Annotated in this window: 25 protein-coding genes; 7 read left to right on the top strand and 18 right to left on the bottom strand. The window is 56.1% G+C overall.

Annotated elements, in window-relative coordinates:
- Nucleotides 1–25 precede the first annotated feature (25 nt).
- The 5 genes from tauD to IFU29_RS14820 form a co-directional block, all read right to left on the bottom strand.
- Nucleotides 26–865 carry a taurine dioxygenase gene (tauD, locus tag IFU29_RS14840; protein WP_191934601.1) on the bottom strand — a complete coding sequence of 280 codons (840 nt, stop codon included), beginning with the start codon at nucleotides 863–865 and terminating at the stop codon, nucleotides 26–28.
- Nucleotides 862–1689, bottom strand: a complete 828-nt coding sequence (gene tauC / locus IFU29_RS14835; RefSeq protein WP_191934600.1) for a taurine ABC transporter permease TauC — start codon at nucleotides 1687–1689, stop codon at nucleotides 862–864. Before tauC ends, tauD begins: the two co-directional genes overlap by 4 nt.
- Entirely contained in the window at nucleotides 1686–2453 is a 768-nt protein-coding gene (gene tauB / locus IFU29_RS14830) for a taurine ABC transporter ATP-binding subunit (RefSeq protein WP_191934599.1), read from the bottom strand. Before tauB ends, tauC begins: the two co-directional genes overlap by 4 nt.
- A 14-nt stretch (nucleotides 2454–2467) precedes the next feature.
- Nucleotides 2468–3445: a taurine ABC transporter substrate-binding protein gene (gene tauA, locus IFU29_RS14825; protein ID WP_191934598.1), complete on the bottom strand. Its 978-nt coding sequence runs from the start codon at nucleotides 3443–3445 to the stop codon at nucleotides 2468–2470.
- Nucleotides 3446–3722: 277 nt separating this feature from the next.
- A complete protein-coding gene (locus IFU29_RS14820; RefSeq protein ID WP_191934597.1) occupies nucleotides 3723–4325 on the bottom strand; it encodes a LysE family translocator in 603 nt (200 codons plus the stop codon).
- Between the two features lie 59 nt (nucleotides 4326–4384).
- On the opposite strand from IFU29_RS14820, the gene IFU29_RS14815 reads away from it, so the two are divergent.
- The 3 genes from IFU29_RS14815 (at nucleotide 4385) to IFU29_RS14805 (ending at nucleotide 6563) form a co-directional block, all read left to right on the top strand.
- Nucleotides 4385–5401 (top strand): hydrolase, encoded by a 1017-nt coding sequence (locus IFU29_RS14815; RefSeq protein ID WP_191934596.1) that lies wholly within the window; start codon nucleotides 4385–4387, stop codon nucleotides 5399–5401.
- Entirely contained in the window at nucleotides 5401–5628 is a 228-nt protein-coding gene (locus tag IFU29_RS14810; protein ID WP_191934595.1) for a YheU family protein, read from the top strand. Before IFU29_RS14815 ends, IFU29_RS14810 begins: the two co-directional genes overlap by 1 nt.
- A 65-nt stretch (nucleotides 5629–5693) precedes the next feature.
- Nucleotides 5694–6563, top strand: a complete 870-nt coding sequence (locus IFU29_RS14805; protein WP_191934594.1) for a phosphoribulokinase — start codon at nucleotides 5694–5696, stop codon at nucleotides 6561–6563.
- A 16-nt stretch (nucleotides 6564–6579) separates the two neighbouring features.
- Here the strand turns inward: IFU29_RS14805 and IFU29_RS14800 are convergent, their stop codons facing one another.
- On the bottom strand, nucleotides 6580–7758 hold the full coding sequence (locus IFU29_RS14800; RefSeq protein WP_191934593.1) for an amidohydrolase: 1179 nt from the start codon (nucleotides 7756–7758) through the stop codon (nucleotides 6580–6582).
- 220 nt (nucleotides 7759–7978) lie between these two features.
- Nucleotides 7979–8386, bottom strand: coding sequence for an OsmC family protein (locus IFU29_RS14795; protein ID WP_191934592.1), 408 nt, complete (start codon nucleotides 8384–8386; stop codon nucleotides 7979–7981).
- Nucleotides 8387–8753: 367 nt separating this feature from the next.
- On the opposite strand from IFU29_RS14795, the gene crp reads away from it, so the two are divergent.
- Both crp and IFU29_RS14785 read left to right on the top strand, forming a co-directional pair.
- Nucleotides 8754–9386, top strand: coding sequence for a cAMP-activated global transcriptional regulator CRP (gene crp / locus IFU29_RS14790; protein ID WP_004090925.1), 633 nt, complete (start codon nucleotides 8754–8756; stop codon nucleotides 9384–9386).
- A gap of 57 nt (nucleotides 9387–9443) precedes the next feature.
- Nucleotides 9444–11525 (top strand): YccS/YhfK family putative transporter, encoded by a 2082-nt coding sequence (locus IFU29_RS14785; RefSeq protein WP_191934591.1) that lies wholly within the window; start codon nucleotides 9444–9446, stop codon nucleotides 11523–11525.
- 75 nt (nucleotides 11526–11600) lie between these two features.
- Here the strand turns inward: IFU29_RS14785 and argD are convergent, their stop codons facing one another.
- From argD to ppiA, 3 genes are all read right to left on the bottom strand, one after another.
- Complete coding sequence (gene argD / locus IFU29_RS14780) at nucleotides 11601–12815, bottom strand: bifunctional acetylornithine/succinyldiaminopimelate transaminase (RefSeq protein WP_191934590.1); 1215 nt, start codon at nucleotides 12813–12815, stop codon at nucleotides 11601–11603.
- 86 nt (nucleotides 12816–12901) lie between these two features.
- Nucleotides 12902–13480, bottom strand: coding sequence for an aminodeoxychorismate synthase component II (locus tag IFU29_RS14775; RefSeq protein WP_191934589.1), 579 nt, complete (start codon nucleotides 13478–13480; stop codon nucleotides 12902–12904).
- A gap of 60 nt (nucleotides 13481–13540) precedes the next feature.
- Entirely contained in the window at nucleotides 13541–14113 is a 573-nt protein-coding gene (ppiA, locus tag IFU29_RS14770; RefSeq protein WP_062747592.1) for a peptidylprolyl isomerase A, read from the bottom strand.
- A 277-nt stretch (nucleotides 14114–14390) separates the two neighbouring features.
- Between ppiA and tsgA the strand changes: the two genes are divergently transcribed.
- Nucleotides 14391–15575 carry an MFS transporter TsgA gene (gene tsgA, locus IFU29_RS14765; protein ID WP_191934588.1) on the top strand — a complete coding sequence of 395 codons (1185 nt, stop codon included), beginning with the start codon at nucleotides 14391–14393 and terminating at the stop codon, nucleotides 15573–15575.
- A 98-nt stretch (nucleotides 15576–15673) separates the two neighbouring features.
- Here the strand turns inward: tsgA and IFU29_RS14760 are convergent, their stop codons facing one another.
- A complete protein-coding gene (locus IFU29_RS14760) occupies nucleotides 15674–16951 on the bottom strand; it encodes a cytosine deaminase (protein ID WP_191934587.1) in 1278 nt (425 codons plus the stop codon).
- Between the two features lie 148 nt (nucleotides 16952–17099).
- Here IFU29_RS14760 and IFU29_RS14755 point away from each other — a divergent pair, with 148 nt between their 5' ends.
- Complete coding sequence (locus IFU29_RS14755) at nucleotides 17100–17534, top strand: hypothetical protein (RefSeq protein WP_191934586.1); 435 nt, start codon at nucleotides 17100–17102, stop codon at nucleotides 17532–17534.
- Nucleotides 17535–17591: 57 nt separating this feature from the next.
- On the opposite strand, the gene trpS is transcribed toward IFU29_RS14755, so the two are convergent.
- The 7 genes from trpS to aroK all read right to left on the bottom strand — a co-directional run bounded on the left by trpS (nucleotide 17592) and on the right by aroK (nucleotide 23684).
- On the bottom strand, nucleotides 17592–18596 hold the full coding sequence (gene trpS / locus IFU29_RS14750; protein ID WP_191934585.1) for a tryptophan--tRNA ligase: 1005 nt from the start codon (nucleotides 18594–18596) through the stop codon (nucleotides 17592–17594).
- The gene (locus tag IFU29_RS14745) at nucleotides 18593–19291 is read right to left on the bottom strand and encodes a phosphoglycolate phosphatase (protein ID WP_191934584.1); all 699 of its coding nucleotides are present in this window, start codon (nucleotides 19289–19291) and stop codon (nucleotides 18593–18595) included. Before IFU29_RS14745 ends, trpS begins: the two co-directional genes overlap by 4 nt.
- The gene (gene rpe / locus IFU29_RS14740) at nucleotides 19275–19961 is read right to left on the bottom strand and encodes a ribulose-phosphate 3-epimerase (RefSeq protein WP_191934583.1); all 687 of its coding nucleotides are present in this window, start codon (nucleotides 19959–19961) and stop codon (nucleotides 19275–19277) included. The genes IFU29_RS14745 and rpe overlap by 17 nt, the downstream gene beginning before the upstream one ends.
- Before the next feature lie 37 nt (nucleotides 19962–19998).
- On the bottom strand, nucleotides 19999–20817 hold the full coding sequence (gene dam, locus IFU29_RS14735) for an adenine-specific DNA-methyltransferase (RefSeq protein ID WP_191934624.1): 819 nt from the start codon (nucleotides 20815–20817) through the stop codon (nucleotides 19999–20001).
- 123 nt (nucleotides 20818–20940) lie between these two features.
- On the bottom strand, nucleotides 20941–21924 hold the full coding sequence (locus tag IFU29_RS14730) for an SPOR domain-containing protein (protein WP_191934582.1): 984 nt from the start codon (nucleotides 21922–21924) through the stop codon (nucleotides 20941–20943).
- Between the two features lie 96 nt (nucleotides 21925–22020).
- Complete coding sequence (aroB, locus tag IFU29_RS14725) at nucleotides 22021–23109, bottom strand: 3-dehydroquinate synthase (protein ID WP_191934581.1); 1089 nt, start codon at nucleotides 23107–23109, stop codon at nucleotides 22021–22023.
- Nucleotides 23110–23162: 53 nt separating this feature from the next.
- On the bottom strand, nucleotides 23163–23684 hold the full coding sequence (aroK, locus tag IFU29_RS14720; protein ID WP_048917675.1) for a shikimate kinase AroK: 522 nt from the start codon (nucleotides 23682–23684) through the stop codon (nucleotides 23163–23165).
- Nucleotides 23685–23870: the final 186 nt, after the last annotated feature.

Here is a 23870-nt window from a genome sequence, read left to right as displayed (position 1 = left end):
TCGGCAGGGCTCTGCCACAGAGAGTTTAAAAGGGTTTATCTCCGAGAATCGTGGCGCGGTGCATAATCCGCCTGGCAGGAAGGTAATCCGCGTTGGCATAATGCTGAGTCACGCGGTTATCCCAGATGGCCACATCACCCACCTGCCAGCGCCAGCGCACCTGGAAATCCGGTTTGGTGATGTGCGCGAACAGGAAGTTCAGCAGCGCCTCACTCTCCTTCTCTTTCAGCCCGACAATACGCGTAGTAAAGCCTTCGTTCACGAACAGCGCCTTCTTACCGCTAACAGGGTGGGTGCGGATCACCGGATGCAATACCGGTGGATGCTTCGCGACCGCCTGCAGCCAGCGCTGATGCTCCTCCTCACTGTGGCGATATTTATATTCCTGGAACGCTTTACGAAAATCATGCTCCGCCTGTAAACCACCAAGCAGCACTTGTAGCGGCTCAGATAACGCCTGAAAAGCCGCAACCCCACTGGCCCACAGCGTATCACCGCCGGTTTCCGGCAGCCGCTGTGCCGTGAGGATCGCCCCGGCGGGTGGGGTTTCAATAAACGTGACGTCAGTATGCCAGTTATCGTTATCAGGCGGATTATCGTCGTGCGTATCCAGCACGATGATCTCTTCCACGTCCGGCGCATGAGGATAAACCGGATGAATATGCAGGTCACCAAAGCGGGCCGCCAGCTGACGGTGCTGCAGCGGGGTCAGAGGCTGGTTGCGCAAAAACAGGACCTGATGACGGATCAGGGCGTGATACAGCTGCTCAAACTGAGCATCACTCAGCGGGCGGCTCAGGTCAATGTCACTGACAAGCGCACCGATCGCGGGGCCAAGCGCCTGAATATTAATACGTTCGTTCATTGTTGTACTCCATGCCAGGGGGTCAGACGGCGCTGCAGGGCGCGGAGCCCCAGCTCCAGCGCAAAGGCGATCAGGGCAATCACCGCAATCCCGGCCAGCACCACGTCGGTCGCCAGAAACTCCCCGGCGGACTGCACCATAAAGCCCAGCCCCCGGGTGGCGGCGATCAGTTCAGCGGCCACCAGCGTCGACCAGCCGACGCCCAGGCCAATGCGGATACCGGTCAGGATCTCCGGCAAAGCACCAGGTAGCACCACATGCCACAGCACCTGCCAGCGGCTGGCCCCCAGCGAACGCGCCGCACGCAGGCGCACCTGCTGCGCGCTTTTCACACCGGCCAGGGCCGACATCGCTATCGGCGCGAAGATCGCCAGGTAGATCAGTAAAATTTTCGAGGTTTCGCCAATGCCAAACCAGATCACCATCAGCGGCAGATAGGCCAGAGGCGGCACCGGGCGGTACAGCTCAATCAGCGGGTCAAGTATCCCGCGGATCGTCTCATTCAGCCCCATCAGGATCCCAACCGGCACGCCAACCAGCGTGGCGGCCAGCAGCGCAATGACAATGCGTGTCAGGCTGGCACCCAGATGCTGCCACAGCGTGGCATCCATAAAGCCGGCCGGGCTGGCGATGGTCAGCAACTGGTGTAAAACCTGCTGCGGCGGCGGCAGAAACAGCGGCGCAATCAGGTGTAAAGCGGTCACAGCCCACCATATCGTCAGCAGTACCAGCAGTGTGGCAACGCTGAGCGTCAGCGCGCGTGACAGCGGCCAGCGCAACCGCGGGCGGCGGACCGGGCTTTTTTCACTAATCAGTGAGCTCATGCAAATACCTCGCGCTGCTGAAAGACACGACCCAGCACGTATTCACGGCGCTCAATAAAAGCTGGATCGGACTTGATGGCCCGACAGGCTTCGCCCTCTGCGTAACGGCGGCCAAAGTCGAGTGACAGCCGTTCCACAATGCGCCCCGGCCCCGGCGACAGCAGGATCAGCTCGCTGGCGAGAAAGACCGCCTCTTCGATATCGTGGGTAATCAACAGGATCTGCTTGCCGCTGTCCCGCCATAAGGTCAGCAGCAGCTCCTGCATCTGCTCCCGGGTGAACGCATCAAGCGCACCAAAAGGCTCGTCCAGCAGCAGCAGACGTGGATCGGCGGCCAGCGCACGGGCAATCCCTACCCGCTGGCGCATCCCGCCGGACAGCTGCCAGATATAACGCTTCTCCGCGCCCTCCAGCCCGACTTTTTTCAGCATCTGCCCGGCCACCCTGCGGCGGGCATCTTTTTCGATCCCCGCCAGCTGCAGTCCAAAGGCCACGTTATCCAGTACATTGCGCCACGGCAGTAGCCCTTCATGCTGAAATACCACGCCGCGGTCAGCTCCCGGCCCGGTTACCGGCTGCCCGTCCAGCGTGATGCTGCCGCTATCCGCCGCAATAAACCCGGCAATCAGGTTCAGCAGCGTCGTCTTGCCACAGCCTGACGGCCCCAGAACCACCACCAGCTCTCCGTTGCCGATCGACAGGTTGATATCCTGTAAGGCCGGCTGTCCTGCATAGCTGGCGCGAAGATGAGAGACTGACAGCATGATGGCGACTCCGGTTATTGAGCGAGCGATTTGACAAAACGGTCGGTCACGTAGCTGCTGTAGTCCGTCGCAACCGACGGCACTTTGCCCTGCTCTTTCAGGAATTGCGCCGTATCCACAATCGCCTTATTAACCGGGCCGTTAAGCTGGGCGACCTGCTGTTTTGCCGACAGATAGGTATTGCCTTCCACCAGTCCCGGCACATCGGCAACCGGTACCCCGCTGAAGCGCGACAGCTTGCTGAGGTTATCTTCCTGTTTCAGCCACTGCTGCGGGTTATCAAGATAGGCTTTCTGTGCCTCCAGCGCGCTGCGGGCAAAGGCGGTTACCACTTCCGGATGCTGCCGGGCAAAGTCTTTCCGTACCACCCAGACATCCAGCGTTGGCGAGCCCCACTTTGCCACCTGAGCAGAATCCGTCAGTACCTTACCGTCTTTCTCCAGTTGATTAACCGCCGGGGCCCAGACGTAGGCACCATCAATATCCCCGCGTTGCCAGGCGGCCAGAATCGCCGGGGGCTGCAGATTAATAATCTGCACCTGACCGGGCTTGATACCCCAGTGTTTCAGTGATGCCAGCAGGCTGTAATGGGTGGTGGAAATAAACGGCACAGCGATACGCTTCCCGATCAGATCCTTCGGGTCTTTAATCTCTTTTTTCACCACCAGTGCTTCGGAGTTACCAAGCTGAGAAGCCAGCAGAAATACTTCGATCGGCAGCTGCTGACTGGCGGCAACGGCCAGCGGACTGGAACCGATGTTGCCGATCTGCACATCACCCGACGCCAGTGCCCGAATGACGCTGGAACCGCTGTCAAATTTACGCCAGTCCACTTTCGCCCCGCTCGCTTTGGCAAAGGTCTCGTCGGCCTGGGCCACTTTCGCTGGCTCGGCTGAGGTCTGATAAGCGACGGTCACCTCTACCGCCTGAACGTTGAGTGCTGCCAGTGACAATGCCGCTGCCAGAATTGAAAGTGTGAATCTACCCGCCATAGCCTGCTCCAGAGATAATTATTATGGGTGAACACCTCCTTTGTAACCGGGCGCGAGCATTGTAATAAAGTAATTAAAAATTATTTTTTATATCAAAAATTGCTTAGAAAGAATTGTGGATTGGTTAGCTGAAAAGTGGGTTTATTCACAGCGGGCGCGATGTTAGCGGGTATGAGTCCAGCAGGGAGAGGTCTTTTGTCGGTCCGGCGTGCTCAGACTGGCCTCAGACCTGCCGCCGGCGGTTTAGCGATAAAAAATGTGTGGGAATATCCCAGGGTCAGTGCCAGATCAGCAGCACGCACGCCGCCGTCAGCAGCCCCATAAACACGTTAAAAAGGGTCCAGGCACGCCGGCTGCGCAGGATACGGCCAATCAGCGTGCCGAAACCTAACCAGATCAGCCCGGACACCAGGTTGACCAGCGCCATACCGAAACTGATGGCGATCACAGAAGCCTGATACGCTTCGCCCGCCAGACTGAAGCTGGCCACCGCGCCGAGCGCCATCAGCCAGGCTTTCGGGTTGATCAGCTGCAGCAGTCCCCCCTGCCAGAACGGCATTGGCGCGGCAGGCGCACTGCTGGTTTCCAGTTTTTCATACTCGGCGCTGCCAATCTTCCATGCCAGCCACAGCAGATAAGCACTGCCGGCAATTTTCAGGAACAGGTGAAGAGACGGGTAAAGCAGGATTAAGCCGCCCACGCCAAAGGCCACCATCAGCAACATCACCTGCATGCCGATCATAATGCCAATCAGCAACATCAGAGAGCGCAGAAAACCAAAATTAGCACCGGAGGCGGTGAGTAACATATTATTAGGGCCTGGCGTGATGGCAGCGACCCAGAGAAAACCTAACATAGACAAAAACAGACTCAGTTCCATAGAACGGGTGCTCCTCGCCCCCTGAAAAATAAACAACCCGACGAAGCTAACAGTGAGCCATGGATCCTACAAGCTCTGAGCACATGAATTTTAATCACCTGAACCATGACATTTTTCGTCCGCTCGCCGGGGGCAGCAATCCGCATCTGCAAACCCTTCTGCCGCGTCTGGTACGCCGCCGTATTACGCTACGTCCGCACTGGCAGCGCCTGACTCTGCCCGACAGCGACTTCGTTGATCTGGCGTGGAGCGAAGACCCGGCAGGTGCCCGCGATAAACCGCGCGTGGTGCTGTTCCATGGCCTGGAAGGGAGTTTTCACAGCCCGTATGCCCATGGGTTGCTACAGGCATGGAAAGCGCGTGGCTGGCTGGGCGTTGTAATGCATTTTCGTGGCTGCAGCGGCGTGCCTAACCGGCTGAACCGCATTTACCACTCCGGTGAAACGGAGGATGCCAGCTACTTCCTGCAGTGGCTGAGGGACGAATGGGGCACCGTCCCGACGGCAGCGGTCGGCATTTCACTGGGCGGCAATATGCTCGCCTGCCTGATGGGTAAGCAGGGCGAGGCATGCCTGCTGGACGCGGGTGTGGTGGTTTCCGCCCCGCTGATGCTGGAACCCTGTAGTCAACGCCTGGAGCAGGGCTTTTCGCGCATTTATCAGCGTTACCTGCTGGGCCTGCTGAAGCAGAATGCCGCGCGCAAACTCATTGCCTGGCCTGGTACCCTCCCTGTCGATCTGGCACAGCTTAAAGCGCTGCGCCTGCTCCGTGATTTTGATGATGCGATCACCGCCCGCGCACACGGCTTTGTGGATGCCACTGACTACTACCGTCGTTGCAGTGCGATGCCACTGCTGCCCGGCGTACGCAAACCGTTGCTGGTGATCCATGCTAAAGATGATCCGTTTATGACCCCGGACGTGATCCCCGATACCACTCTGCTGCCCTCCTGCATTGAATATCAGCTCACGCAGTACGGCGGGCACGTGGGTTTTGTAGGCGGTACGCTGCGTCAGCCACAGATGTGGCTGGAACAGCGTATTCCGCAATGGCTTACCCCCTGGCTGGACAACTGATGATTATTCCCTGGAAAGAACTGGATACCGAAACGCTTGATAACCTCATTGAATCTTTTGTGCTGCGTGAGGGCACTGACTATGGTGAACAGGAACGTTCGCTACAACAGAAAGTGGAGGATGTCCGTCGTCAGCTGAACAGCGGCGACGTAGTGCTGGTGTGGTCTGAGCTGCATGAATCCGTCAACATCATGCCGCGCGGCCAGTTTCGCGACGAGCAGAGATGACTTTAGCGGGCGAAACATGTTAACAATGATCTGTCCGTCCGACCTATCGAAGGGAGTTGTACGTCATGTCAGCCAAACATCCGGTTATCGCCGTCACCGGCTCCAGCGGGGCGGGAACCACTACCACCAGCCTGGCCTTCAGAAAGATTTTTCAGCAGCTTAATCTGCGTGCCGCCGAGGTCGAAGGGGACAGTTTTCACCGTTTCACCCGCCCTGAGATGGATATGGCCATCCGTAAGGCGCGCGATATGGGAAAACACATCAGTTATTTTGGCCCGGAAGCCAATGACTTTGGCCTGCTGGAAGAGACCTTCAGCGAATATGGCCGCAGTGGAAAAGGGCAGTCACGCAAATACCTGCACACCTATGATGAAGCTGTGCCGTGGAACCAGGTACCGGGTACGTTTACCCCCTGGCAGCCCCTTCCGGAGCCTACCGACGTTCTTTTTTATGAAGGGCTGCACGGCGGCGTGATGACGCCACAGCATAACGTCGCCGAGAAAGTCGACCTGCTGGTTGGCGTCGTACCTATCGTTAATCTGGAGTGGATTCAGAAGCTGGTCAGGGATACCGGTGAGCGGGGTCATTCCCGTGAGGCGGTGATGGACTCGGTGGTGCGTTCCATGGAGGACTACATCAATTTTATTACTCCGCAGTTCTCACGCACCCACATCAACTTTCAGCGCGTGCCGACGGTCGATACCTCAAACCCGTTTGCGGCACGAGGCATTCCGTCGCTGGACGAAAGCTTTGTCGTGATCCACTTCCAGGGGTTGGAGGACATCGACTTCCCCTATCTACTGTCAATGATACAGGGGGCGTTCATCTCCCACATTAAAACCCTGGTGGTGCCGGGCGGTAAAATGGGGCTGGCCATGGAGCTGATTATGGGGCCGCTGGTCAAAAACCTTATCGAAGGCAAAAAGATCGGCTGACCCCGCAGGGAGGACGTTATTCTGTCATCAGCAGACGATGGATTAAGCCGACGTGCAGGCTGACGCCGATGCCCAATACCTCTTCATCAAGGCGGAAATGGGGGTTATGTAATCCCCAGCAGGTGCCTTTCTCCTGATCACCCGAACCGACCCACAGGAAGCAGCCCGGTACGACCTGTTGATAGGCGGAGAAGTCCTCGCAGCCAAACATCGGGGTAGACAGGATCTGCAGAGCCTTCTCTCCCCGGGTGGCAACAACCGTCTCTCTTGCCACGCGGCAGGCATCCGGATGATTCACGCCAGTGGTATAACCCGGCGTCCATTTAAGCACGTAGCTGGCCCCCACGGCCTGCGTCATCCCGTCAAGCAGCTGTGACATCATGCGGGGGATCGTGCTGCGGTTATCGGAGCTGAGCGTGCGCAACGTCCCGCGCAGGTGGGCCTGGTCAGGAATGACGTTGTAGCTGTCCCCCGACTGGAAGCTGGCCACTGTCAGTACCGCACCGTCGTTCGCATCCAGCCGGCGTGACACGATGTGCTGTAACGCCTCAACCACGCTCGCTCCCAGCACCAGCGGGTCCGTACTCTGCTGCGGCATCGCCGCATGCGCCCCCTTCCCCTGTAACACCAGGTCAAAATTATCACAGGCGGCGCTGAAGACGCCCTCTTTCACCGCAACCGTCCCCGTCGGCAGGGTGGGAAACACGTGTAAACCATAGATCTGTGACACCCCCTCCAGCACGCCAAGCTTCACCAGCTCACTGGCCCCCCCCGGTGGCACCTCTTCCGCATGCTGAAAAATAAATCGTACCGTACCGGCGATCTGCGCCTGCTGCTGGCACAGCACCCAGGCGGCCCCCATCAGCATCGCCGTATGCGCATCATGCCCGCAGGCGTGCATCACACCGCGATGACGCGAGGTAAATGGCTCCTGGTTCAGCTCTTCAATGGGCAGAGCATCCATATCCGCCCGCAGGGCAATGCAGTCACCCCGGTGGGAACCTGAAAGCTCAGCCAGCACGCTGTTAGGGGTGGGTCGACTGATCGTCAGAGGACCAAACTTTTCCAGTTCAGCGGCAACATAATCAGCCGTACCCTGTTCATGAAAAGAGAGCTCCGGATGGGCATGAATGTGACGCCGCCATTGCAGCACGTTGGCGGAGACATCCTGAATTAGCGTCTTGGTATTCATCATCACTCCTTGATTGGGTTTTAACGGAATAACGACCAGCCTGAGTCTGCAGGCCTTCGTCTACTGCGCCGGGTAATATACTGCGGTTGCCCCGTCAGTCTGTGGCGTGAAATGCGTGTGGGGAGGGGGTGAGCATCATGTGCCGCTGTCGGGAAGGAGGAGGTGAAGAACATGACGCGATGGTGGCCACCTGCTCCATCGCGTTGTTATCAGAAAACCGGGGTCAGGCGAGGTCGATAACCTCATAGCTGTGGCTCATTTTGACGCCCTGCCCCAGCATAATGGCCACTGAACAGTATTTCTCTGCGGACAGGTCGACGGCGCGTGATACCGCTTTATCCCCCAGCGCTTTGCCGCTGACGATAAAATGCAGGTTGATATGGGTGAAGATGCGCGGGGCTTCTTCGCGACGTTCTGAGGTAAGCTTCACTTCGCAGTCAGCCACATCGTGACGGCCTTTTTGTAGAATAGAAACCACATCAATAGCGCTACAGCCTCCGGCGGCCATCAGCACCATCTCCATCGGGCTGGGCGCTTTGTCCCCGGAGTTTCCGTCCATCAGCACCTGGTGGCCCGATGAGGATTCTCCCAAAAATGTCAGACCTTCAACCCATTTAACACGTGCTTGCATAACAAAATCCTCGATTTCATTCAGTTACCGCAGAGTACGCTGTGCCAATAAAAACGGCAACGCTGCCTTTTTCCAACTATGCTGAAGCGAGACAACAGAAGACAGCCTTGTAAAGCTGTGCTACAAACAAAGCTGCAATATTTTACTGGCAAGACAATGCACGGTAAAACGGGACGACAGCACGAGCCATGCTCCTAACAGAGGCCCGTATATTTTCCTATGGGAACGCTTGAATATTTCAACGCCTGGCAGGGATTCATACCCTGATACCCTTAATTATTTCGTACGGCAGATCAGCGGCAATGCCCCTGTCTCCCGCAGAATAGAGGGTATATTTAGGCTCGATTACAACAGAGGATAACAGCGAATGGTTCTCGGCAAACCGCAAACAGACCCTACACTCGAATGGTTCCTGTCACATTGCCATATTCACAAATATCCATCCAAAAGCACGCTGATACATCAGGGTGAAAAGGCGGAAACCCTCTATTACATCGTTAAAGGTTCTGTAGCGGTGTTAATCAAGGATGAAGAAGGCAAAGAGATGATCCTCTCTTACCTCAACCAGGGCGACTTCATCGGCGAACTGGGCCTCTTTGAAGAAGGTCAGGAACGCAGTGCATGGGTACGTGCGAAAACAGCCTGTGAAGTGGCTGAAATCTCTTACAAAAAATTCCGTCAGCTGATTCAGGTGAATCCTGACATTCTGATGCGTCTCTCTGCACAGATGGCGAGTCGACTGCAGGTTACGTCAGAGAAAGTGGGTAATTTAGCTTTCCTGGATGTCACCGGACGCATTGCCCAAACGTTACTGAATCTGGCCAAACAGCCAGATGCCATGACGCACCCGGACGGCATGCAAATTAAAATCACCCGTCAGGAGATCGGCCAGATTGTCGGCTGCTCCCGTGAAACCGTAGGCCGTATTCTGAAAATGCTTGAAGATCAGAACCTGATCTCTGCACATGGTAAAACCATCGTTGTATACGGCACACGTTAACCGGCTCTGAACCCACGGCGCGACGCCCTGTCGCGCCGTTTTTATTTGGTGTGGCTCATGTGGCGGAGACTTATCTATCACCCGGAAGTTAACTATGCGCTCAGACAAACGCTGGTGCTGTGTTTACCCGTGGCGATCGGCTGGATGCTGGGCAACCTGCAAAACGGGCTGCTGTTCTCCTTAGTGCCCGCCTGCTGTAATAACGCCGGTCTGGATACCCCCCACAAACGCTTCTTTAAACGCCTCATCGTTGGCGGTTGTCTGTTCGCCTCCAGCAGCTTCCTGATCCAGTACGCCGGGTTAGAGGGCGTGCCGTTGCCCGTTATCCTGCTAGTCATGGCCTTAGTGCTGGGCGTCACGGGTGAGATTAGCCCCCTTCATGGCCGCCTGCTTCCGGCTTCGCTGATTGCCGCCATCTTTACCCTCAGCCTGGCGGGACGAATGCCTCTGTGGCAGCCCCCACTGTTATATATTCTGGGGACCGTCTGGTACGGAGCATTTAACTGGTTCTGGTTCTGGCTGTGGAAAGAGCAGCCGATGCGTGAAACCCTCAGCCTGCTGTACCGTGAACTGGCAGACTACTGTGAAGCAAAATACACCCTTCTGACCCGGCTCACCGATCCGCAGACCGCCCTGCCGCCGCTGCTGGCACGCCAGCAGAAAGCCGTCGACCTGATTAATACCTGCTATCAGCAGATGCATATGTTGTCCGCTAATCGGGACAACCACTATCAGCGTCTGACACGGGCATTCCAGGTGGCGCTCGATCTGCAGGAACATATTGCGGTCAGCCTGCATCAGCCGGAAGAAGTGCAAAAGCTGGTAGAAAAAAGCCATGCTGAAGCGGTCATCCGCTGGAACGCACAGACCATTGCCGCCAGGCTGCGGGTGCTGGCCGATGATATTCTCTATCATCGTTACCCTGAACGTTTCACCATGGATAAACCGCTTCAGGCGCTGGAGAAGATTGCCCGTCAGCATCCCGACAACCCGGTCGGCCACTTTTGTTATTACCACTTCAGCCGCATCGCACGCGTGCTGCGCACTCAGCGTCCGCTGTATCGCCGTGACCTGATGGCCGACCGCCAGCGTCGCCTGCCCCTGCTCCCGGCGCTAAAGAGCTACCTGTCGCTGAAATCCTCCGCCCTGCGCACTGCCGCACGCTACGCGGTGATGTTGACCTTTGCCAGTTCGCTGGCGCTGTTCTTCAATCTGCCGAAGCCTTACTGGATCCTGATGACGGTGATGTTTGTCAGTCTTAACGGCTACAGCGCCACCCGGGTGCGTATTCAGCACAGGGCGCTGGGCACGCTGGCCGGGCTGGTCATCGCAGCCGCTACCCTCGGGCTACACGCCCCGGAATCCTGGGTGTTGCTGATCATGCTGGTCATCACGCTGGTGAGCTACCTGTTTATCCGGAAATTCTATGGCTGGGCCACGGTGGGGTTCACCGTCACGGCGGTGTATTCATTACAGCTGTTAGCCCTGAACGGCGCGCAGTTCCTGCTGCCAAGACTGATGGACACGCTGATGGGCTGCCTGATCGCCTTTGGCGGCATGATCTGGCTGTGGCCTCAGTGGCAGAGTGGGTTACTGCGGCAGAATGCGCACGATGCGCTTGAGACCTATCAGGAAGCACTGCAGATGCTGTTGGGTAACGAACAGGATGCCGTGAAGCTGGCTTACCAGCGGATGCGGGTTAACCAGGCACACAATGCGCTGTTTAACTCCCTGCACCAGGCGATGCAGGAACCGGGCTTTAACTCCGGCTATCTGTCCGATATGCAGCTGTGGGTCACGCACAGCCAGTTTATTGTGGAGCATATCAACGCCATGACTATCCTGGCGCGTGAACACACTATGCTGACCCCGGCGCTGGCAGAACGTTATCTGCAGTCCTGTGAAATTGCCCTGCAGCGCTGCCAGCAGCGCCTGGAATATGACGGGCCCGACTCAGGCAGTAACATACTGGACGCTCCCGAGGATTTCCATCAAGGCCCGGTAACGATTGTCGAGCGGCATGTGAAGCGCATTCTTGGTCATCTCAGCGTAATGCATACCCTCTCATCACTGACCTGGAGCCAGCGACCGCATCATGGCCGCTGGTTGTCTCGCCACCTGCGTAAATCAAAAACGTAAGTGCAGCTTTTTTGCCGGTCCGCCCGCGGGTCCCGTACAGATCTTCAGTACGTTACCCGCAGGCACAAGATCCTTTTACAGCACCTTTTCAACGGCGGTGGCGAAGCGCGCCATGCCTTCAGCAATGTCGGTCGGTTCGATCACCAGCGACGGCGCAAAGCGCATCACGTCGGTTCCGGCTACCAGCACCATCACGCCTGCCTCTGCTGCGGCATTCAGCAGGTCGCGCGCCTTACCCGCGTGCTGCGGTTTCAGCACCGCGCCAATCAGCAGGCCTTTACCCCGGATCTCGCTGAACAGATCGAAGCGGGTATCCAGCGACTGAAGCGCATCAACAAATAGCTGGCGGCGTTCTTCCACGCCATTCAGCACATCCGGTGTATTAATGATATCCAGCGCCGCTTCAGCCACCGCACAGGCCAGTGGGTTGCCACCGTAGGTGGTACCGTGAACGCCTGGCGCCATCACCGAGGCAATCTCATGAGTGGTCAGCATCGCACTGACCGGGAAACCACCGCCCAGTGCTTTGGCGGTAGTCAGAATGTCCGGCTGAATGCCGTAATGCTCATGGGCGAATAGCCTGCCGCTGCGACCCATACCGCTCTGCACTTCATCCAGCACCAGCAGCGCATCATGCTCATCACACAACTGACGCAGGCCCTGCATAAATTCCTGCGTCGCCGGCATCACGCCGCCTTCGCCCTGAACAGGCTCTACCACAATCGCGCAGGTGTGATCGTCGATCACCGCTTTGACCGCGGCCAGATCGTTAAACGGCACGTGGACGATATCCGCAGGTTTGGGTCCGAAGCCGTCAGAGTATTTTGGCTGACCGCCAACGGAGACCGTAAACAGCGTGCGGCCGTGGAAGGCATTATGGAAGGCAATAATCTTGCTTTTGAAAGGGCTGTGGCGTTTGGTGGCATAGTAACGCGCCAGCTTAAACGCGGCTTCGTTGGCTTCGGCACCGGAGTTAGCGAAAAAGACACGATCGGCAAAAGTGGCGTGGATCAGCTTACTTGCCAGGCGCAGGGCGGGTTCGTTGGTAAAGACATTACTGGTGTGCCACAGGGTTTCACCCTGGGTTTTTAACGCCTCAACCAGCGCAGGATGGCAGTGCCCCAGCGCCGTCACCGCAATGCCGCCGGAGAAATCGATGTATTCTTTGCCCTGCTGATCCCACACGCGGCTGCCTTTGCCTTTTACCGGCACAAACTGCGCTGGTGCATAAACAGGCAAAATCACCTCATCAAACGTCGCGCGTGTTACCGCCATTTTTTCCGCCGTCATTCACTACCTCGCCATTTATTCTTTTCAGACACATGAAAACATAGTCATAAAATATGAATAAAAAGTCACAGAAAGGCAAATGATAATCACCGTTTGAGGAAATTAGCCAGCAGTTGATGCCCCTGTTCGCTCAGGATACTTTCCGGGTGGAACTGTACCCCCTCCAGCGGCAGTGTACGGTGCCTGAAACCCATGATTTCGTCAGGCTGACCACGATCGTCCATTGTCCACGCAGTGACTTCACATTCTGCGGGCAGGCTGCCGGTTTCAACAATCAGTGAGTGATAGCGGGTTACCGTCAGCGGGTGATTCAGCCCGGCAAACACGCCACCATCACGGTGTTCAATCTGCGACGTTTTACCGTGCATGACTTTGCGCGCGCGCACCACCCGTCCGCCAAGTACCTGTGCGATAGCCTGATGCCCGAGGCAAACCCCCAGAAGGGGAATTTGACCAGCAAAATGACGGATAACTTCCAGTGAGATACCAGCGTCATCAGGGGTACAGGGCCCGGGCGAGATCACCAGATGCTGAGGGGCCATTGCGGCGATCTCATCAAGGGTAATGTCATCATTGCGGTGAACGCACACCTCCGCCCCCAGCTCAGAAAAATACTGGTAGAGGTTCCAGGTGAAGGAGTCGTAGTTGTCGATCAGAAGCAGCATCGGAGGTCCTGATACCAGGACCGCCGGCGGGCGATCCTGACAGAGTGGCCAGTGAGAAAATTATGGCAGCACTTTCGCAGAGAGGATCACTACTGGGGTCACCGGAACATTCTGGTAAGGCCCCACATCTTTGGTCTGTACCTGGCCAATCTTATCGGCAACGTCCATGCCTTTAACGACTTTACCGAAAACGGCGTAGCCAAAATCACGCTGACCGTGATCGAGGAAGGCATTATCTGCCACGTTGATAAAGAACTGGCTGGTGGCACTGTCCTTATCTGCGGTACGCGCCATTGAGATCGTGCCGCGCTTGTTCAGCAGGCCATTATCCGCTTCATTTTTAATTGGCGGTTTAGGCTGTTTCTGCTGCATATCAGCGGTAAAACCGCCACCCTGCAACATAAAGCCGGGGATCACGCGATGAAAAATCGTGTTGTTGTAAAAACCACTGTTCACGTAATCCACAAAATTATTCACCGACACCGGTGCTTTCTGGTTGTTCAGTTCCAGTTCAATATTACCCGCAGAAGTGGTCAGCAGCACATGCGTATCCCCCTTCGCAGCCATGGCGGAGGCAGAGATCGAAGACAGTGCCAGAACGGTTGCCACCGCGGTCAACGTACGTTTCAACATGAAAGATTCCTTACTGAGTGCGACAAACCATATAACCAACGGTGATTGTAAAGAGGCACCTGGCAACGCGCCAGCGTTTTACCTTTATTTACGCGGCAACGTTATGAAAGCAAACGTTACCAGGCGACGAAAAATAGTGACTATGATCACGATATGAATGAAATATGAAAATATTAGTTTCAGTAAAGATTTATGCAGATCACGAATATCGTTAAACTCCTCGTGTCTGGCACGGGCATTCCGCCCGGTGAACATCTCTTTCAAACAGGTTTCCACTATGACAAATCGCGATCGAATCGGGCTTACCTGGATCAGCTTCTTCTCCTATGCGCTGACCGGTGCAGTGGTTATCGTTACCGGTATGGTTCTGGAGAATATAGCGGCCTACTTCCAGCTGCCCGTCGCTCAGATGAGCAACACCTTTACCTTCCTGAACGCCGGTATCCTGCTGGCGGTGTTTCTTAACGCCTGGCTGATGGAAATCGTCCCGCTGAAACGCCAGCTGATCTTCGGCTTCGTGCTGATGGTACTGGCCATTCTCGGACTGATGAACAGCCACAGCCTGACCGTCTTCTCTCTGTGTATGTTTGTTCTCGGGGTGGTGAGCGGTATCACCATGTCCATTGGTACGTTCCTGATCACCCATCTGTATGAGGGCCGTCAGCGAGGCTCCCGCCTGCTGTTTACCGACTCCTTCTTCAGCATGGCCGGCACCATTTTCCCGATTATTGCCGCCGCTATCCTGGCGCGCGCGCTGCCCTGGTATTGGGTCTATGCCTGCATCGGCGTAATTTACGTGGCAATCTTTATTCTGGCCCTGTGCTTTGAATTCCCGGTGCTGGGTAAGAAAGCCGCCCGCGGTGAGCCAGTCGTCAAAGAGAAATGGGGTATCGGGGTGGGCCTGCTGTCGGTGGCTGCACTGTGTTATATCCTCGGCCAGCTCGGTTTTATCGGTTGGGTACCCCTGTACGCAACCAAAACGATGGGCATGGATATCGGTCAGGCCGGTAGCCTGGTGGGTAACTTCTGGACTGCATATATGATTGGTATGTGGGCCTTCAGCGCCATCCTGCGTTTCTTCGACCCTCAGCGTATCCTCACCGTACTGGCGCTGGCCGCCACAGCGCTGATGTACTGGTTTATTACGTCCAGTGACGCATCCATGCTGAAGTGGATCATGATGAGCCTGGGCTTCTTCTCCAGCGCCATCTATACCACCATCATCACTCTGGGTTCGCTGCAAACCAAAGTGGCCTCACCCAAACTGGTGAACTTTATCCTGACCTGCGGTACGGTCGGTACCATGCTGACCTTCGTGGTGACCGGTCCTATCGTTGAGAAAGGCGGCGCTCACGCAGCGCTGGCCACGGCAAACGGTCTTTATGCCGTCGTGTTTGTGATGTGTCTGCTGCTCGGTTTTGTCAGCAAGCACAAGCTGCACGGTCATATGGGCTCTCATTAAAACCCGGATGGGGCAGGCCGTGTTTTGCGGTCGGCCCCTTTCTGCCTGCATCAACAACCGCTGACGAGTGGGTAACAAGCCCGACTCCTGCCATCGCTTTATCGTTTGAAATCCACGTTTTCGCTTTCGTCCAGATAAAGCATGCTGGCGGCGGGTACCGTTTCGGCAATCACCCGGCCGTGACGAATCGAGTAACGCACCGGCACCTGCCGGCGTAACGCGTCGAAGCCGCTTTCTGCCGGCAGGATCACCAGATTAGCGCTGTTGCCCTTGTCAATCCCGTAGTCTTTTAGCTGCAGCGTTCTGGCACTGTGCGTGGTAATCAGGTTTAAGCCCGCATCCAGCTGCTCGTAGCCCATCAGCTGGCAGACGTGCATACCCATATGCAGCACCTGCAACATGCTGGCCGTACCCAGTGGATACCAGGGATCGAACACATCGTCGTGACCAAAGCAGACGTTAATGTCTGCTTCCAGCATCTCTTTTACCCGGGTAATGCCCCGGCGTTTCGGATAGGTGTCAAATCGCCCCTGCAGATGAATATTCACCAGCGGGTTGGCGACAAAATTAATGCCGGAGAGCTTCAGCAGACGGAACAGGCGGGAGGTATAGGCTCCGTTATAAGAGTGCATCGCCGTCGTGTGGCTGGCCGTCACCCGCTCACCCATCTTCTCACGCAGTGCCAGCGCCGCCACCGTCTCCACAAAGCGCGACTGCTCGTCGTCGATTTCATCACAGTGTACGTCGACCATTCGCTGATATTTTTGCGCCAGAGAGAAGGTGCGATGCAGCGATTCCACGCCATACTCACGGGTGAATTCGAAGTGAGGTATGGCACCGACCACGTCCGCCCCCAGCTGTAACGCCTGCTCCAGCAACGCTTCCCCATCGGGATACGAGAGAATGCCCTCCTGGGGAAAGGCCACCAGCTGAATATCTATCCAAGGGGCCATCTCCTGCTTCACTTCCAGCATCGCTTTTAGCGCCGTCAGCGAGGGATCGGAGACATCAATATGGGTACGCACATGCTGAATGCCGTTCGCCATCTGCCACTTCAGCGTCTGACGCGCCCGCTGCTTCACATCGTCGTGCGTCAGAAGCGCCTTTCGCTCTGCCCACCGTTCAATGCCCTCAAACAGCGTGCCTGACTGGTTCCACGCAGGCTCACCGGCGGTTTGGGTGGTGTCCAGGTGAATATGCGGTTCAATAAACGGGGGAATGGCCAGGCCGCCTTCCGCATCCAGCGCTTCCCCGGCGGCGCAGGCCGCCGGTTGTGGCAGAATTCCGGCGATCCTGCCCTGCCGGATCTCAATCTGCCACAGCCCTTCCCGCTGTGGCAGGCGAACATGATTAATCCACTGTAATTCCGGACGCATATATTCCCCCTCCTCAAAAAGATGCTCTGTTAACCCTATCACGGATTAGCCGCCCCGAGGGTTATCCTGTATTAACCAATGAGAAATCAGCAACCTGTAATAGCCATTCGCCTCTATACTTCTACGACCCGACTGCAAGGAGATAACAATGAAATACCTGATGATAGCCTGCCTGCTGATCAGCCCGCCGCTGCTGGCAGCGACACCAGATTACGCCATGCTGGAAGGCAGCTGGCGGGTGGATGCGGTACACGTGGACAGTAGCGGGGTTCAGGCCGTAGTGGATAACGATCCGCAGTATATGGGCGCAGTAGTGACGTTTTCAGCCAGTAACATTCTGTGGGAAAAGGGGACGTCGCAGCGATCCATCGATCCGGCCACGGATAACTGCCTGAAAAGCCCCACGCTGACACCGGCCGGCGAGAACGATCCCGAACAGGGCTATCAGGTGGCCGGGGGGTATAACGTGATGTGCGGAAGTGATCCCTGGGGGCCGGGTGCGGTGGTAACGGTACCGGTCAACGATACGCTGACGCTCTACTGGTATGACGGGGCCATTCTGTCGCTAAAAAAACGTTCCTGACCGGGATGATGCTTAAGCGGGGCGTCCGCTTTGCACGAACGCCCGCTGCTTGATGCGTTATGGCTGGGCAACAAAGCCTATCGCTTCGTAGACCTTTTTCAGCGTGTCCTGCGCCTGCGTACGGGCTTTCGCCGCACCGTCACGCATGACCTGCTCAAGGAATGCCTCATCGTTGCGATAACGGTGATACCGCTCCTGCAGCTCGCTTAACATCCCGGACACGGCGTCGGCAACGGCACCTTTCAGGTGGCCGTACATCTGACCGGCAAACTCTGCTTCCAGCTCGGTAACCGGCTTACCGGTGACGCCAGACAGGATATCCAGCAGGTTTGACACTCCGGGCTTCTCTTTCACATCATAACGCACCACCGGTGGCTCATCGCCGTCGGTCATCGCACGCTTAATCTTCTTCACCACCGATTTTGGATCTTCCAGCAGGCCGATAACGTTGTTACGGTTATCGTCAGACTTAGACATCTTCCTGGTTGGCTCCAGCAGCGACATCACACGCGCCCCTGATTTAGGAATGAACGGCTCAGGCACTTTGAAAATCTCACCGTACAGCGCATTGAAGCGCGAAGCGACATCGCGGCTCAGCTCCAGATGCTGTTTCTGGTCTTCACCCACCGGTACCTGAGTGGTCTGGTACAGCAGGATATCGGCCGCCATCAGCACCGGATAATCAAACAGGCCGGCGTTAATGTTCTCTTCGTAGCGTGCTGACTTATCTTTGAACTGCGTCATACGGCTCAGTTCACCGAAATAGGTGTAGCAGTTAAGGATCCAACCAAGCTGCGTATGTTCCGGCACGTGCGACTGAACGAAAATGGTGCTTTTCTGCGGGTCGATGCCGCAGGCAAGATAAAGGGCCAGGGTATCCAGCGTCGCTTTGCGCAGCGCAACCGGATCCTGACGAACCGTAATGGCATGCAGATCGACAATGCAGTAGATACAGTGATAGTCATCCTGCATCTGTACCCACTGACGCAGCGCACCCAAATAGTTACCGATGGTCAGTTCACCAGAAGGCTGTGCGCCGCTAAATACGATGGGTTTGCTCATGTTTCCGTCCTGAATAATGACAGCCCGAGTGCGGGCAATAAATCGTTAAAATGATCGAGCGTGACGTCGGGCTGGCAGGTGGCAATCGGCTCACCGTAGTTATAGCCATAGGTCAGGCCAATGCAGGGACATCCTGCCGACTGCGCGGCCATAATATCATTGCGGGAATCACCGACAAACAGTAACTCACCCGGCAGCAGACCAAATGTCCCCAGTACCAGAAACAGCGGTGCCGGATGGGGTTTTTTCACCACCACGTCATCGCCACCGATAATCAGTGAGAAGTATTCAGCAATCCCCAGAGAAGCCAGCAGTGGGGCAACAAACGGCGTTGGTTTGTTAGTGACCAGCGCCATCGGCAGACCGTGCGTGGACAGGGCCGCCAGCGTCTCTTTAACGCCTGGGTAAAGCTGACTCCCGCCGTCAACGCTGTGGGCATAATGGCTGTCCATCAGCAAACGCGCCTTACGCAGCTGATCCGCCTTTGGCGCATGGCCCAGCGCCCAGGTCAGGGCGCGTTCCATAAGAATATCCGCCCCGTTACCAATCCAGGTGGAGACGAGCCCGATGCCAGCAGGTGCCAGTTTCAGCTCGACCAGTGCGCTATCCACCGCACTGGCCAGACCGGGCGCACTGTCGGTCAGCGTACCATCCAGATCAAAGGCCAGGGCACGGACGTTAGTGAAAGGCACCATGACGGGACTTCTCCAGCTCGTTGCGCATATCATCAATCACTTTCTTATAGTCCGGGTGACCAAAAATAGCGGATCCGGCGACAAACATATCGGCACCAGCGGCAGCGATCTCACCGATGTTGTCGACTTTCACGCCCCCGTCCACTTCCAGACGGATGTCATACCCACTCTGGTCGATCAGCTTACGAACCTGTCGCAGTTTATTCAGCGTGCCGGGAATAAATGACTGGCCACCAAAGCCTGGATTGACCGACATCAGCAGGATCACATCCAGCTTATCCATTACGTAATCAAGGATACTGAGCGGCGTGGCAGGATTAAGTACCAGACCCGCTTTGCAGCCATGCTCTTTGATCAGCTGCAGCGTACGGTCAACGTGCTCAGACGCTTCGGGATGGAAAGTAATATAGCTGGCACCGGCTTTGGCGAAGTCAGGTACCAGACGGTCAACCGGTTTTACCATCAGGTGCACGTCAATCGGGGCGGTGACGCCGTAATCGCGCAGGGCTTTAAGCACCATTGGCCCCATCGTGAGGTTCGGGACATAGTGATTATCCATCACATCGAAATGCACTACATCACCGCCAGCAGCCAGAGCTTTCGCTGTGTCTTCGCCCAGGCGGGCAAAATCTGCGGAAAGAATTGATGGGGCAATTAAAAACTGTTTCATCCGTTTCTCCCTGGTTTTGCCTGATGTCAGGCTGTCATCACCGGCCAGTATACAGCGCCAGTAATTCATTGACCTTGCTACGTGTATTGCCGCTGCGGCTGATGGAACGACGCACTTTGATTTCGTGCAATACGGCATCCTGATACCACTGACGCGTCAGCGGCGTATCATGATTGGAGATCAGCACGGTAATGCTGTTCTCATGCGCCAGCGCAGAAGCCAGTTCAGCCAGATGCTGCTGCTCACGCATACTAAAACTGTTGGTGTGATAGGCCGTAAAGTTCGCCGTGGTCGACAGCGGGGCATAAGGGGGATCGCAATACACCACCCCCCCCTGCTGCACTTTACTCAGCGTAACATCATAGGATTCGCAGACAAAGGTCGCCTGCTGTGCGCGCTCGGCAAACCAGTAGAGTTCATCCTGCGGGAAGTAGGGTTTGCGGTAACTACCGAACGGAACGTTAAATTCACCGCTGAGGTTATAGCGGCAGAGGCCGTTATAGCAGTGCCTGTTGAGGTATAAGAACAGCACGGCGCGGCGATAACCATCGCGGCAGAGGTTGAACTCTTTGCGGTAGGCATAGTAGACCGTCGAATCATTCGCTTCCGGCACGAAAAGCTCGCGGGCATCCGCGACAAATTCGTCGGTGCGATCTTTGACGATGTTATAAAGATTAATCAGGTCGCTGTTAATATCAGCAAGAATGTATCGTGAATACTGCGTGTTGAGGAAGACGGAACCAGCCCCAACGAACGGTTCGATCAGACAATCTCCTTCCGGGAGATGGCGTCGGATATCATCGAGCAGCGGATACTTGCCACCTGCCCACTTCAAAAAAGCGCGATTTTTTTTCATGCCGTCGTTAATTATTTTACTCATCAGGCTGTGGTTACACCGACAGCATATCTGCGCTTTGCATGCTCTGCGTGCCAGCGGCACGCATACACTACGGAAAAGCCGGGTTGCCCCGGCAGGGTATTACTTGCCCGCTTCTTTCTTAACCTGGCTGACCGGCTTAACCCAGGGGTTTTGCGCACGGACTTCAGCTGGCAGCGAGGCGACTGCACGTTTGGCCTCAGAAGAGGTCGCGTAAGAACCGCTGACCAGTACGTACCAGGGTTGCCCGTTACGGGTGGTCTGATAAACGTGATAGCCACTAAGATTCTGTTTCTTCGCCCAGGCATTCAACGTATCAGAACGCGATGCACTGCTCAGTTGCAGGGTAAAGTTACCGCCAGGCGTTGAACTGCTGCGGCTGGCCGGGGCAGCAGGCTTACTCTCTTTCACCGCCGGTTTACTGGCTGAAGAGGAATGTGCCGCCGGTTTATTCTGGTGCGTGGCAGCCGGTCGCGTAGTCGTTGCAGGCTTGCTGGCAACCGGGCGCGGCGTCTCAGCTGCGCCAGGGGCAACCGTGGCAGCGCCGGTAGGCAGGGATGACTCACCCTGTCCTGCCTGCGCAGCGGCATCAACCTGGCCCTGCTGATTGCTTAAGGCATTGTTCAAATCCCCCGGCAGCTCAACACGCTGCTGATTAGCAGGGGTCTGTACCGGTTGCGCTTCTGTTGGCGTAGGAGAAATCGGCGGGACACCCACGTTCTGCGATGGCGCAGCAGGCTCATTAGCGGACGGCGCAGTGCCCTCCTGGGTCGCAGGCTGAGCGGACTGGCCGCTCATTGATGAGGAGCCCGACAGGTCTATATTTTTTTCGCCGCTGCCGCTGTTCGTTGTGTTCGCGTTACCCGCAGGCGTTTGACTCTGCTGCGTACTGCTGCCGCTGTCAGGCGATTTCAGCGCGGAGCCAATACCCAGCACCAGCAACAGCAGCACGAGGATACCAATACCCATCATCATATGCTGACGGGATACCGGTACTTTGGGTGCAGAAGACGTTTTACGGGGCCGCGTTGGTCGGCGGTCGCTGGTGTCAGGTTTTAACTCGTCTTCCGGTTTAAACTCGTCCATTTAACCTCCTCCCATAGAGCGGCGATGCCCTTCGCATTGTGCGCAAGGCAAAAACGTGAGAAATAGCGGCCAGAATCGTCTGGCTGCTGATAATCATTATGGTTTCTGACAATCCTGAATGGATGCCAGAACCATATCATGCGGCACTCCGCTGCGCACTTCGGCTTTGCCGATCGCCAGCGGGAGCACCAGCCGCAACTTGCCGGCTAACACTTTTTTGTCACGCAGCATAAGCGGCAGGTAGTCGGACGCGGCCATACCTTCAGGCCCGTGAACCGGCAACCCTGCGCGCTGTAAGAGCGAAATAATGCGGTCGGTGTCTTCTGAACGGAACTGTCCGAGACGTTCGGCATTACGTGCCGCCATCACCATCCCGGCGGCGACGGCTTCCCCGTGCAGCCAGTTGCCATAACCCATATGGGCTTCAATGGCATGGCCATACGTATGCCCAAGGTTCAGCAGTGCACGCTGCCCGTGCTCATGTTCATCTTCCGCTACCACCCCGGCTTTTAACTCACAGCAGCGGCGAATACAGTACGCCATCGCAGTGGGTTCCAGCGCCAGAAGGGCATCGAGATTATGTTCAAGCCAGGTAAAGAATTCGCCATCGAGAATAATGCCATATTTGATCACTTCAGCCAGCCCGGAGGCAAGCTCGCGCGCAGGCAGCGTCTTCAGGCAGTCAAGATCGATAACGACCGAGGCAGGCTGATAGAAGGCCCCGATCATATTTTTGCCCAGCGGGTGGTTCACCCCGGTTTTTCCACCCACGGATGAGTCAACCTGCGACAACAGCGTGGTTGGCACCTGGATAAAGCGCACGCCACGCTGGTAGCTGGCGGCAGCAAACCCGGTCAGATCACCAATCACACCGCCACCCAGAGCAACAAGGGTAGTATCACGGCCGTGAGGCCTGGACAGTAGCGCGGTAAAGACCTGATCCATGACGCCCAGCGTTTTAAACTGTTCGCCATCAGGCAGGATCACCTGATCGACCACCACGCCCGCGCCTTCAAGGCGGGTACGTAGCGTATCCAGATAGAGAGGAGCCAGCGTCTGGTTGGTTACCAGCATGACCTGATCGCCCGCTTTAAGCGGCCAAAAAGAAGCCGGATCTGCAAACAACCCGGCGGCGATGGTAATGGGGTAACTGCGCTCCCCAAGAGTAACGTGAATCCTCTCCATGACGCTGTATCACCTTTTTTGCTGTGCCCACGAGTGGGCCTTCAGAGCAAGATTTAGCTCTTTTCCAACATATTGATAATCTGATTAGCCACCACCTTCGCACTTTGATCGTCAGTGCGGATGGTTACGTCAGCAATCTCTTCATACATCGGATTGCGTTCATCGGCTAATGCTTCCAGCACTTCACGCGGTGGAGAATCCACCTGCAACAAAGGACGTTTTTTGTCGCGCTGCGTTCGTGCCAGTTGCTTTTCGATAGTCGTTTCAAGATACACCACTACGCCACGGGCGGAGAGACGATTGCGCGTTTCGCGCGACTTGACGGAACCGCCACCTGTCGCCAGCACAATGCCCTGCTTTTCAGTGAGTTCATTGATGATTTTTTCTTCGCGATCGCGGAAGCCTTCTTCGCCTTCGACGTCAAAAACCCAGCCCACATCCGCTCCGGTACGTCGCTCAATTTCTTGATCGGAATCGAAAAATTCCATATTGAGTTGTTGAGCTAACTGACGCCCAATAGTGCTTTTGCCGGCACCCATAGGCCCAACCAGAAAGATATTGCGTTTCTCTGCCATTTTTTCGGTATTACTAAGACAATTCGTTGATGATACCCCGCCTTAAACCAGGCAGGACATGAACTGAAACCTCATGAGCGATAGTGCGAGAGTCAGACCAAAAATTATCTCAACACTGAAGGTGTTTTGGCAACCGATTAAATTTACCTTGCCCATTGCACGCAATATTTTGGCGCGTTTCAGTCC

This window comes from Erwinia persicina, assembly GCF_014838825.1.
Classification (GTDB): domain Bacteria; phylum Pseudomonadota; class Gammaproteobacteria; order Enterobacterales; family Enterobacteriaceae; genus Erwinia; species Erwinia persicina_A.
Note: the sequence above shows the minus strand (reverse complement) of the source record. Positions and strands in the feature narration are given on the sequence as shown.